5 protein-coding genes and 1 tRNA gene are annotated in these 12,448 nt (G+C 72.5%); 5 read left to right on the top strand and 1 reads right to left on the bottom strand.

The genetic code is table 11. The annotated features are described in order from the left end of the window. Positions 1 to 103 precede the first annotated feature (103 nt). Positions 104 to 189, top strand: a tRNA-Ser gene (locus NFS20_RS01605). Positions 190 to 492: 303 nt separating this feature from the next. Here NFS20_RS01605 and NFS20_RS01600 read toward each other — a convergent pair. Then, positions 493 to 8,520, bottom strand: coding sequence for a DUF5979 domain-containing protein (locus NFS20_RS01600; protein ID WP_251149998.1), 8,028 nt, complete (start codon positions 8,518 to 8,520; stop codon positions 493 to 495). Between the two features lie 200 nt (positions 8,521 to 8,720). Here NFS20_RS01600 and NFS20_RS01595 point away from each other — a divergent pair, with 200 nt between their 5' ends. The 4 genes from NFS20_RS01595 to NFS20_RS01580 all read left to right on the top strand — a co-directional run bounded on the left by NFS20_RS01595 (position 8,721) and on the right by NFS20_RS01580 (position 12,447). After that, positions 8,721 to 9,401, top strand: a complete 681-nt coding sequence (locus NFS20_RS01595; RefSeq protein ID WP_251149997.1) for a TetR/AcrR family transcriptional regulator — start codon at positions 8,721 to 8,723, stop codon at positions 9,399 to 9,401. Beyond that, on the top strand, positions 9,394 to 10,149 hold the full coding sequence (locus NFS20_RS01590; RefSeq protein ID WP_251149996.1) for an ABC transporter ATP-binding protein: 756 nt from the start codon (positions 9,394 to 9,396) through the stop codon (positions 10,147 to 10,149). Before NFS20_RS01595 ends, NFS20_RS01590 begins: the two co-directional genes overlap by 8 nt. Beyond that, complete coding sequence (locus NFS20_RS01585; RefSeq protein WP_251149995.1) at positions 10,146 to 10,943, top strand: ABC transporter permease; 798 nt, start codon at positions 10,146 to 10,148, stop codon at positions 10,941 to 10,943. The genes NFS20_RS01590 and NFS20_RS01585 overlap by 4 nt, the downstream gene beginning before the upstream one ends. Positions 10,944 to 11,061: 118 nt before the next feature. Continuing rightward, positions 11,062 to 12,447 carry a TrkH family potassium uptake protein gene (locus NFS20_RS01580; RefSeq protein WP_353050401.1) on the top strand — a complete coding sequence of 462 codons (1,386 nt, stop codon included), beginning with the start codon at positions 11,062 to 11,064 and terminating at the stop codon, positions 12,445 to 12,447. The last annotated feature ends 1 nt before the right edge of the window (position 12,448 follow it).

Raw genomic sequence — 12,448 nt, 5'->3', positions numbered from 1 at the left:
GCGTGCACGCCGGCACGGGAGGGGGCGCGATTCGGCCCTGGGACCGCGGTCCGGTATCCTCGTTGCGCTACCCCGGTCCGTGATCAGGATCGGTGGTGCACCAGGAGGATTCGCCTAGTGGCCTATGGCGCACGCTTGGAAAGCGTGTTGGGTTAAAAGCCCTCGGGGGTTCGAATCCCCCATCCTCCGCAGGACCGAAGGGCTCGTCGCCTCGCGACGGGCCCTTCGTCGTGCTACCGCTCGACGACCTGGTGGCGGCACCGCAGAGGCCCGTCGCACGGGTGCGACGGGCCTCTCGGACGTCCCGACGGTCCGACGCGCCGGGACATGAGCGCCGGCGGTGCCGCCGACGGCTCCCCCCAGCCTACGGCCCCGAGCGTCGCAACGGCAGGGGGCTGGCCGCTTCCGTCCGTGATCATCCCGTGCAGGACGCCGTCGGGGCTCGCCGGACGGTGCCGACGAGCCCCGACGAGCCCCCTGCGAGCCCTCGTGTCAGGCGTCCTCGCGCTTGCGTGCGGCCACGAGGATCGCACCGGTCGCGAGGAGCAGGACCGCCAAGGCCGTCACGGCGAGCACCGTCGAACCCGTCCGCGGGAGGTCGCCGCCCGAGCTCGGGAACGTGTTCGTCACGCTCGCGTCGACCTGGGCGTCGTCCCCGTTGGGGACGCCGAACGGGTCGGACGTCGGGACGCCGTCCGCGGGGTCGGTCGTGACCTCCGCTCCGTCGACGACGATCGCGACGCTCTCCGCGTCACCGGAGTCCGTCTCCGCGACCGTGCACGTCGCGCCCTGCGGGACCTGCTCGTAGACGGCGGTCCAGTCGTCCGCCGCGGAGAGCGTGCGCTCCGCACCGCCCGGCAGGACCACGTCCGTCTCGACGCCGTCGACGTCCCAGGTGCACGCGAGCGCGACGACGAACTCGTCACCCTCGTGCTCGGTCGCCCCGGGACCGTCGAGCTCCTTGGTCACGACGACCTGACCGACGTCGAACGTGTTGGTCACGGTCACCGCGGCCGGGTCCGCCGCGATCGCCACGACGCCCGGCTCGCCGCCCTCGACCGCGGACACCGTCGACGACGACGCGCCGCCCGCGGCGGTCTCGGTCACGACGCACTCCGCACCGATCGGCAGCCCGTCGTACGTCACCGGCTCGCCCGGGACGAGCTCGCGGGTCGGTCCGCCCGGCACCTCGATCGGCGCCCCCTCGAAGGTGCACTCGAGCGTGACCTCGAACGGTCCCGCGCCGAACGCCTCGGCACCCTCGCCGTCCACGACCTTGTCCACCACGAGCGAGCCCACGTCGTAGGTGTTGGTCACGACGGCCTGGACGGGCTCCGCGGGGAGCTCCGCGCCGACGATCGTCACCGGGTTCGGGTCGATCGAGGTCGACGTCGCGCCGCCGTCCTCGGTCTCCGTGAGGGTGCACGTGTCACCGTCCTGGAGCCCGAAGTAGATCGCGGGGAAGCCCGGACCGAACCGCCGGTCCGGACCGCCGGGGATGACCTCCACCGGTGCGCCCTGCGAGGTGGTGCACTCCAGGGAGACCGCGTACGGGAGCTCCTCGTACGGCACGGCCTCGAGGTACTCCACCAGCTCCTCCAGGAGCTGCAGGAGCGTCTCGGGGTCGATCGGTCCGTCGGGGACCTCGGGGAACGGCGGCAGCTCCGGCATCGGCGGCGCGAACGCCGCCCCCTCGCCGTCGACGACCTTCTCCACCACGAGCGGCGCGGTCTCGAACGTGTTGGTGTACGTCACCGCAACGGTCGTCGGGTCGCCGTCGGTCACCGGCGGGACCGTGATCTCCACCGTCGCGCCGTCGACCGGCTCGCCGCCGTCGACGGTGACCGTCGTCGACGACGCCCCGAAGTCGTCCGTCTCCGTCAGGACACACTCCGCACCGACGGGCAGCCCGTCGTAGACGACGGGGTCGCCCGGCACGAGCACGCGCGTCGCGCCGCCGGGGATCGTCAGAGGGACTTCCTCGCCCTCGTCGCCATAGGTGCACACGAGCTCGACCTCGAACGGGCCGGGGCCGTAGAGCGCGCCGAGCCCGGCGAGCTCCTTGTCGACCTCGATCGCGCCGACGTCGAACGTGTTGGTGATGACGACGTCCGCGATCTCGCCACTGCCGACGGTCACCTGGTCCGGGACGACGACCGCCTCTTCGTCCGGGTTGGTCGCGCCGCCGCTGTCGGTCTCCTCGATGTCGCACACCGCGCCCGTGGGCAGGTTCGCGACGTCCGCCTCGAGCGGGCCCGCGCCGCCGAGCACGATGTCGGCGTCGTAGACCGTCTGCGGCCCGGTGCCGTCACCGTCGTCGAAGGTGCACTCCACGTGGATGGTGAACGGCCCCTGGCCGTATGCGTCTGCGCCCTCGCCGTCGAGCACCTTCTGGAGCGCGAGACCGCCGACGTCGTAGGTGTTGGTCAGGGTGACGTCGTTGGTGCTCGCACCCAGGACGTCACCGACGAGCGTGAGGTCCGTCGACGGGCCGTCCGTGGTCACCGGGTGCCCCGGGAGGCCCTGGTCGACCGTGATCGTGGTGGACGACGCGTTCCCGGCACCCGTCTCGTCGACGGTGCACTCGGCACCCACGGGCAGCCCGGCGAGCGTCACCGAGTCGCCGTCCTCGAGAGTGATCTCCATCGGTCCGGGCCCCGGGCCGTAGCCCTCGGCGTAGACCTCCTCGCCGAGGAACGTGCAGTCGACCTCGACGTCGAACGGGCCGAACGGGACGGGCTCGCCGTCCTGGTCCACCGCGTCGGTGACGACCTCCTTGTCGATCACGATGCTCGACAGGTCGTACACGTTGATCGCCGTGATCGACGTCGGGTCGTCCGGGTCCTCGCTGTCGATCGTGACGCTGCTCGGCTCGAGCACCAGGCGGGTCTGCCCGGCGTCCGCGCCCTCGGTGATGACGCACTCCGCGCCGTACGGCAGGTTCGGCACGACGACCGGGGTCCCCGGCGTCACCGTGATCGGGATCGGGTCGAGCTCGGTCTCGACCCACGTCCCGACGGCGGACGTGCACTGCACCTCCAGGTCGAACGAGCTCGGCGCGTTCTCCGCGCCGTCACCCGTGACGAGCTTGGTCACCTCGAGCGGGCCGGACGCCGTGGCGACGCCGACCTTGACCCCCTCCGCGCGCAGGGAGTTGATCTCCCCCGTCTGGGTCACGACGACGCCGGACGCAGCGGCCGAGTTGAAGGCGATCGACCGGTCACCCGCCTCTGGGACCTCGGGCGGGGTGGTCGTCGTCGCCTCCAGCGCGATGAAGCTGCCCGGCTGGAACAGGTTGTCCGGCGCCATCTCGATCACGGTCTTGATCGCGGTGATCTGCTCGTAGGTCTCCTCCGAGGTGTCCGCGGTCAGCACGGCCCAGCCCGTCTCCGGGTCGTCCGGGCAGGTGGGCTCGTTCACCGGGTCGACCAGGTCGTCGGGGCAGTAGTCGTCGACGGTCGTGTAGTAGAACGTCGTCGTGCTGCCGGGCGGCGCGTTGACGACCTGCGGCGGCGGGTCGTTCGTGAGGATCGGCGTCCACTGCGACCCGCGCTCCGAAGCGCTGGTCGGGTCGGACGAGGTGTCGCCCGGGGTCGGCAGACGGTCGTAGAGCACCACCTTGTCCATGGGAAGGTTGCCCACGTTGTCCACCCGGACCCGCCACGTCTCGTTCTGACCCGGCGGGATGATCGGCGTGCAGGGGTAGGCGTAGAACCCGGCCGCGTTCGGCTGGCAGTCCTCCGGGGTGACGCTCCCCGGCTGGTCGGGATCGACCATGATGCCGAGCGGGTACTCGTCGTTCGTCGCCTTGACGAGCTTCGACTCGGACAGGACGCCGGACGGGACGGGCGTCACGTCGGAGTCTGCCTCGCACGCCCCGGTGTCCTCGTCGAGGCGGCCGTCGATGGTGCTGCCGTCCTCGCCGGACTGGGCCTGGCAGACGTCCCACGGCCGGTCGCCGGTGACCCCGGCGGTGTTCTCGACCACCGTGTTCGCGGCCAGGGTCGTGCGGAACTGCACCTGGACGGTGATCGTGTAGACCTGCCCCACCTCGAGCACGGTGCCCTCGGGGAAGGTGAAGGTCAGGCCCGCGATGTTGCCGGTCTGGTCCACGGCCACGTTCGCAGGGTCGGTGGGCATCTGCGGCCCGTTGGGCTGGCCGACAGGTGGCGTACCGGGCTCCGTGAGCGCGTACGAGAAGGGCTCCTCGACGTCGGCGAGCCGCAGCTGCGGCCCGTCGGCGTCCGTCGGCATCGGGTCGTCGACGATCACCGGGTCGTAGATCGGCCGGTTCCCGACGTTCGTCACCGTGATGTTCATGGGGAACGGCGTGTTCGGTGGCTTGGTGCCGCCGGTGATGTCGGTGTCGAAGTCCTTGACGATCTTCACGCCGTTCTCGGTGTGCTGGTAGGTGATCGTCCCCGAGGCCTCCGCGGTGCTGGACACCGGGACGGGGTTCTCCGGGTCCTCCGGGTTGAAGACCAGGTCCGCGCCCGTGACCGTGGCGGTCACGTCGTTGGTGGCGACGCCCGGCGCGGCCTCGCCCGGCGCCGGGTCGTTGAGGGCCAGGTCGCTCGGCACCGTGGTGCTCGGGTCGGAACGCAGCGTGTCGCGCACCTGCACCTCGAGGTTCACGGCCTGGGTCGGGTTGGCGGGGTTCTCCCAGATCGCGCCGTCGGCCCGGGTGAACGTGAACCGCAGACCGACGACGTCGGCCGCGTCCACGCCGTCGGGCAGCGCGAAGGTGCCGGACGCCTCCCCGTCGGTCCACGTGCCCCCGGTGAAGGTGTCGCTCGCCTCGTCGTAGGTCCCGCCCGTGTAGGCGTCCACCTGGACCTGGTCGATCGGCGCGGTGAGGGTCGAGCCGTCGAACCCGAGCAGGTCGTACTGGTTCCAGAAGCTCCCGTCCACGTCGGTGAGCGTCATCTCGACCGCGCGCGAGGGGCCGGTCGGCTGACCGGTGATCGTCAGGATCGACGTCGGGTTCTCCTCGGCGTCCGTGCCGGGCTCGACGATCGTGCCCGGGCTGAACGACTTGGTCTCCACCATCGAGATCGACGCGTCCTGGAGCTCCATCTCCGCGGTGTCCCAGGCCTGCGGCGTCTGGGCCGTCGTTCCGCCCGGGTCGGAGACCTCGGCGCCGGCGCCGTTCGGCACCGGGTTGGGGTCGTGGTCCACGGTGACCCGCTCGCCGGTGTACCGGTCGAGCTCGCGCAGCTTGAGCTGCATCTCCAGGACGCCTTCGTTGTCGCCGGACTCGGTGGACGCGATGCGCCCGTCGAAGGTGACCTCGACGCCGACGACGTCCTCGAGCTGCGCGGCGGTCAACGCCTCGGCCTCGGCCTCGGTGTAGTCGGTGGTGATGCCGCCGACCGTCGTCAGCGTCACGGTGGTCGTCTCGGTGCCGTCCGGCGGGACGACGTCGACGATGTCCGTCAGCGTGAACGCGTCGAACGGGTTGGTGCCGGCTGCGACCTGCGGCTCGACCACGAGGTCGTCGTTGGCGTACGACGGCTCGGCGATGCGCAGCTGGTCCACCCGGGCCACGGAGTTGTTCGAGGCGGTGATGGTGGCGACCGTCGTCGGGAAGTCCTCGTACGGGGTGCCCTCCGGCGGGACCGACAGCGGACCACCGGTCCAGTCCTTGGTGATCCCGACGTTGATGGGCTGGTCGAGGATGAGGACGTCGTCGTCGTCCGTGTCGGTCCGGTCCGTCCCCTGGAACGTCGCGGTGCCGCGCGCGGTGTCGTTGACGAGGCCCGGGTCGTCAGGGTTGTTGTAGATCTCGCCCTGCTGCTCGCCGAGCGCCGGGCCGCCGCTGCGGCGGTCGTCACGGAGCTGGAACGTGAGGTCGAGGTGCCGCCCGTCCGCCTGCGTCGACCGGGCCACGCCTGACCCTGCGGCCGGCACCGTCGGGTCCGAGGGGAACGCCGCACGCCCCGGCGACTCGGTGTACGTCAGGCGCGCCGACGTCGCGCTCTCCTGCTCGTCGGCCGTCAGCGTGTAGCCCGGGAAGGTACCGTCGCACGCCTCCGGGCACGGGTCGCCCGAGGCCTCGACCCAGGCGCCGTCGACGAACAGCTCGACGCTCTCGATCTGGTCGTACTGGATCAGGGGGTCGTCGACGGCGATCTGCACCAGGTTGAAGGCGTCGTAGAACGACCCTGCGATGGCGGGGTCGTCCGCCGCGACCGGGTCCGCGATGTCGCTGATCACCATCGGGTCCACGCCTTCGAACCCGTTGGTCGACCAGGTGATCTGTGCGGTGATCTCGTCCTGCGTGCGGGCGCGCAGGGTGTAGGGCTCTCCGCTCTGACCCTCCGGCGCGAGGAAGGTCTTGTCGATGAAATCGAGGTCACCCGGACCCACCGGCACGGGGAACGGGTCCACGGTGTCGCAGCCCTCGGCCGGGTCGGTCGGGGCGACGGCGTCGCTCGACGCGCTCGACGCGCCGCAGTTGGCGATCGGCTCCTCGCGGTCCTCCGGCCCGTCGTACGTGGCGACGAAGTTCGGGGCGAAGCTCTCGCCGGGCGGGATGCCCTCACCCGTCGTGTCGTCGTAGACGAACTGCACGCCCTGGGCGTCGTCCGGCAGGTCGCAGTTCACCGTCGCCGCACCCTCGACCGGGCTGCCGCAGTCGGGCGCCTCGACCCACTCGGAACCGTTCCAGTAGTTGATCGTCAGCTCGGTGCCGGCCGGAACGTCGGTGGACCGCACCGACGACGCGGTGAAGGTGCCCCAGAACTCCGGCGAGGCGCCGGGTTCGGTCGGGTCCTGGATGACGACCTGGTCGGCGTTCGTCGTGGACCCGTCCTCGCCGAAGGGCAGGAGCTGCGTGGGGAGACCGACGACGACCGTCTGGCCCGGCAGCGCAGGGATCGTGGACGGCGAGATGGACTTGGTCGTCTCCGTGGCGAGCCGGTCGGTCAGCGTCTCGAGGGTCGCGTCCGCGGTGCCCGAGGCGTTGGGGATGTCCACCGTGATCTCGTTCGGGTGCAGGACGTTGTCCTCGACCTGGTCCGGGTCGGTGTCCGCGGTGAACGGGACGGTCGCCTGGGCACCGGTGACGATGCTCCCGGTGTACTCGATCGAGAACCCGACGACGACGCAACCGGCTGGCGGGTCCGGGAGCGTGTCCTCCGCCTCCGCGGCGATCGGGTCGGTCGTCGTCCCGTCGGCGCACGTGAAGGTGACGCTCGCGGCGTCGGCGTCGTTCGGCCACACGACACCAGCCCCGGCACCGTCGGTGCCCCAGCCCGTGAAGGTCAGCGGGTCGTCGCCCTCGAACGGGCTGTCCGTGCCCGGCGAGGGCTCGGTGATCGTCATCGACGTCGTCGGGTCGCCGTCGTTGGTCGCACCGAGGGTGACCGTCGTCGGGGACCCGGCGCTGACCACGGCGGGGTCGAACGACTTGGTCGGCGTGACGGAGTTGTTCGGCGGCGTGATGACGTACGTGTCGCTGGCTTCCGTCGGCTCCGACTCGTCGGCGCCGTCGACCACGCTCGACGACGTCGTGTTGGTCAGCGTGGTGCTGTCGGTGAGCCCGGTGACCGCGTCGGTCTGCTCGACGCCGAACGGGATCGACGCAGAGGCCCCGATCTCGATGGTCCCGTCGAACTCGACCGTGAAGCCCTCGACCTCGCAGCCGGCCGGCGGATCGGGCAGCGTGTTCGGGACACTGCTGCTGCCGGTCGGGGTCGACCCGTCGGCACAGGTGAACGTCACGTCCGCAGACGTCGCGCCCGCGGGCCACATGACGGCTCCCCAGCCGGTGAAGCCGAGATAGGTGAACGGGTTCGGGTCGGTCCCCGGCGTGGGCTCGGTGATGATCAGGGAGTCCACCGGGTCGTTCGACGTGTTCGTGCCGCCGATGGTCACCGTCGCCGGGGTGCCGGGGCTCGCGATCGCGCCTGGCGGGTCGATGGACTTCGTCGTCTCGGAGTCGAGGACCAGCGGGACCTCGGGGACGATGTCGTCGCTCGCCGACGCGGGCTCGGCGTTGTCCGAGTCCACCGTCGCCGTGTTGGTGATCGGCACGCCGTCCTGGCTGTACGGGATGTCGTCGGAGACGGTCCCGGTGATGAGGATCTGCGACTGCTGACCGTTGTTCACGCTGTCGGCCGTGTAGGTCACGGTGTCCGTGTCCTGGTCGACGTCGATCTGCGGGTTGACGGTGCCGGTCCCGGCGCTCTGGATCGACGCGCTGACGAGGTCGACGTACTCCGGCATCGGGTCCGTCATGGTGGTCGGGGTGCAGGGGTCCTGGTTCGGGTCGGAGCACGAGATCGTCACGACCCACGTGACGGTCTGCCCGGGCTGGTACGGCCCGGTGCTCGTCTCCGACTTGCCGATGGCCCAGGACGCCGCCGCCGCCGGCAGCGCCGGCGCGAGGACGAGCGGGAGCGTGAGCAGCGCCGTCCCGACCGCTCCCCAGGCGCGACGGAACCGGCGCGCGCGCCGTTCCTGCCGCGACCGGCCGAGCCGTGTCGTGCCGCCGCTCGCCGTTCGACGATCCCCCATAGTGCTGTCCTCCGACCCACACAGCCCACCTCGGCGCACGTCGTCGTGCGCCGCCGTCGTCACGACATTGCCACAGAGCCTCCACGTCGTCGCGGCGAAACACCAGACCCGGAGCCTGGCGCCACCGGCTGTCACTGCTCGAGCGGCGGACGCGCCGTCCTGCTCTCGCGTCTCCCAATGTTAGTGACTAACATCGAGCCATGACGGACCGCTCCCAGCCCGGCCGACGCGAGCGCACGCGCGACGCGCTCGTCGTCCACGCGCTCGGGCTCTTCGAGCGCCAGGGATACGACGAGACCTCCGTGGCCCAGGTCGCAGCCGCGGCCGGCGTCACCGAGATGACGTTCTTCCGCCACTTCGGCGCGAAGGAGCGCGTGGTGCTCGACGACCCGTACGACCCGCTCCTCGTCGCGGCCGTCGCCCAGCAGCCGCGCAGCGAGAGTGCGCTGCGACGCACCGTCGCCGGGCTGCGCTCCGCGTGGCGCGGCATCCCTCCCGGCGCGGTCGACGTCGTGCGCCGACGCACGCGGATCGTGGCACGAACCCCGGCGCTGCGCGGCGCCGTCTGGCAGAACAACGCGCGCACGGAGGAGGCGGTCGTGGAGCAGCTCGTCGCCGACGGGTGCGACCCGCTGGAGGCGCGCGCCGCCGTCGGCGCGACGCTCGCCGCGCTGACCGCCGCGCTGCTCCACTGGGCGGACACCGGCGAGGAGGAGCTGTCCACGGTCCTGGGCCGGGCGCTCGACGTGCTGGTCCCGGGGCGCGCCGACGCGCCCCGGACCGACCCACCCCCGGTCGGCACACCCCCGGTCGACGCGATCCAGGACCGCACGACCCTCGCGGCCGCTACGACGCACGAGGCCGGCGAGCACCGTGCCTGAGACGACGGACGACCGACCGGCCGTCCGCGCCGTCGGGCTCGCGCGGGCGTTCGGCGACGTGCCCGCGCTGCGGGGCGTCGACCTCGAGGTGCGCCCCGGCGAGGTGCACGCGCTCGTCGGTCTCAACGGCGCCGGCAAGTCGACCCTGTTGCGGCTGCTCGTCGGGCTGCTGCGACCGGGCGCCGGCACGGCCGAGCTCTGGGGCGTGCCGGCCTGGCGAGCCCCGGCGGGCGTCCGGGCCAGGGTCGGTCACGTCGGCAGCGGTCACGCGTACGGCGAGCTGACCGTGCGGGAGAACCTCCGCACGGCGGCCCGGCTGCACGGCTGCGCGCGCCAGGACGCGGACCATCGCACCGACGAGCTCCTCGCCGCCCTCGCGCTCGACCGCTGGGCGGACCGGCGTGCCCGCACGCTCTCCGACGGCAACCGCCAGCGACTCGCCCTCGCGGCCGCGCTCGTGCACGACCCGGCCCTCCTCGTGCTCGACGAGCCCACGAGCGCGCTCGACCCGGCCGGCGTCATCGAGGTCCGGGAGACGCTCCTGCGGCGGGCCGCGGGCGGCACGGCGGTGCTCGTGTCGAGCCACCACCTGGACGAGATGGCCCGGACCGCATCGACGATCACCGTCGTCCACGACGGACGGGTGGCCGGCACCCTCGCGCCGGACGGCGTGGACCTCGAGCGGCAGTTCTTCCGCACCGTGCACGCGGCGTCGACCGGCGGCGCCGTGCCCGAGGTGACACCGTGAGCGCGACGCGGTCCGAGGCCCACGCCGCGGGTCTCGGCGTGGCTCTCGGCGCGGAGCTCCTCAAGCTCGTCCGGTCGACGGTCGTGCGCGTCGCGACGTCCGCCCTCGTGCTGGTGGTCCCCCTGCTGGCTGTCGGCCTCGCCGCCGCGGCCGAGCACGGCGGCGACAGCACGCTCGCCCTCAAGGTGCGCCCGATGGTGCCCGGCGTCGGCTGGGAGGCCGTGACGGGACTGAGCGGGCAGGTGCTCGCGGTGGCGTCGCTCCTCGCGACGGGCTTCGTCGTCAGCTGGTCGTTCGGGCGGGAGCTCACGGAGGGCACGGTGGAGCCGCTGCTCACCGGCCGCTCCTCCCGGGCGGAGCTCGCGTCGGCCAAGCTTCTGGCGGTCCTGGCGTGGGCCGTCGCCGCGAGCCTCGGGTCGGTCGTCGTCGCACTGCTCGTCGGTGCCGCCACCGGTCCCGGTGCCGGCACGCCGTGGCCCGGTGCCGGTCGCGCCGCGCTGGGCGGCGTCCTGGCTGCGCTCACCGCGCTGCCGTTCGGCCTCGTCGCGACCTGGGGCCGTGACGCGCTCGCGGGCGTCGGCGCGGTCCTCGGCGTCGTCGTCGTGACGCAGGTGGTGACCCTCACGGGCGCCGGTCCGTGGTTCCCCTGGGCCGTGCCGGGACTGTGGCTCGGGATGGGCGGGCCGGGTACGACCGTCTCCGCCCTCCAGCTCGCGACGGCACCGCTCGTCGCAGCCGCGGGCTGGATCGCGACGGCGTGGTGGTGGGACCGGGCCGAGCTGACCGGCCGCTGACGGGTGGGCGCCCCCGACCGGCGCTGCGCGGTTCGTCGCGCAGGCCGGGTGACGCCCGCGGCGTCATGATCCCGTCAAGATCGTCGTGAGGGCCGCTGTCGTCCGGTAGACCGGGGTCGTGCGTCTGCTCCCGATCCTCCGTCGACCGTCGCCGCGCGGTGCTCCGCTCCGGTCGGAGGGGGCCCGGCCCGGGCGCCTGGTCGTCGGCGGGTTCGCCGCGGCGATCGCCGTCGGGACCCTCCTCCTCCTGCTCCCGGTCTCCACGACCGGCCGGCTCGCGACGCCGCTCGAGGCGCTGTTCACCGCGACGTCGGCGGTGTGCGTCACGGGGCTCGCGGTGGTCGACACCGGGTCGTTCTGGACCCCGTTCGGCCAGGTCGTGATCCTCGTGCTCATCCAGCTCGGCGGCTTCGGCGTCATGACGGCGGCCTCGCTCCTCGGGCTGCTCGTGTCCCGGCGCCTGGACCTGCGGACACGGCTGGTAGCCGCGGCGTCGACCCGCAGCGTCGGGCTCGGCGACGTGCGCTCGGTGCTGATCGGCGTCCTGCGGGTCACCGTCGCCGTCGAGGGCGGCGTCGCGCTGCTCGTGGCCGCGCGGCTCGTCGTGGGGTACGGGGCGACACCCGGCGAGGCCCTGTGGCACGGCGTCTTCCACGCCGTCTCGGCCTTCAACAACGCCGGCTTCGCGCTGTACTCCGACTCGCTCGTGGGCTTCGTCGGCGACCCGTGGACGTGCGTGCCGCTGTGCCTCGCCGTGGTCCTCGGCGGCATCGGGTTCCCCGTGCTGTTCGAGCTCTACCGTGCCCGCCGTCGCCGGACCGGTGCGTCGCGCTGGAGCCTGCACACGAAGCTGACCCTCGTCACGAGCGGTGTGCTGCTCGCCGGCGGGACCCTCTTCTTCCTCGTCGCCGAGTGGGCGAACCCCCGCACGCTCGGCGCCCTCGGCGTGGGCGACCGGGTCCTCGCCGCGTTCACGCAGTCCGTCATGGCGCGGACCGCCGGCTACAACTCCCTCGACACCTCCGCGATGAACAGCGGGACATGGCTCGGCACGGACATCCTCATGTTCGTCGGCGGAGGCAGCGCCAGCACCGCGGGAGGCATCAAGGTCGTCACGTTCGCGGTGCTCGCGTTCGTCATCTGGTCGGAGCTGCGCGGCGACCCCGACGTCACGGCGTTCGACCGGCGCGTCGCCGCCGCGACGCAGCGCCAGGCCGTCAGCGTCGCGCTGCTCGGCGTCGCCGCGGTGCTGCTGTCGACGCTGATCATCACCGCGACGTCACCGCTCGGCCTCGACCGCGTCCTCTTCGAGGTGACGTCGGCGTTCTCCACCACAGGCCTGTCGACAGGCATCACGGCAGACCTCTCGGCCCCGCACCAGCTGATCCTCGTCGGCCTCATGTTTCTCGGCCGGCTCGGCCCGATCACGCTCGGCTCGGCCCTGGCGCTGCGGTCCCGGCCACGGCTCTTCCGACACCCGGAGAGCGCCGCGGTGATCGGGTGAC

Origin of the sequence: Cellulosimicrobium sp. Marseille-Q4280 (assembly GCF_943181405.1) — a bacterium.
Lineage (GTDB): Bacteria > Actinomycetota > Actinomycetes > Actinomycetales > Cellulomonadaceae > Cellulosimicrobium.
The sequence above is the reverse complement of the archived record's forward strand: the minus strand, read 5'-3'. Positions and strand labels throughout refer to the sequence as shown.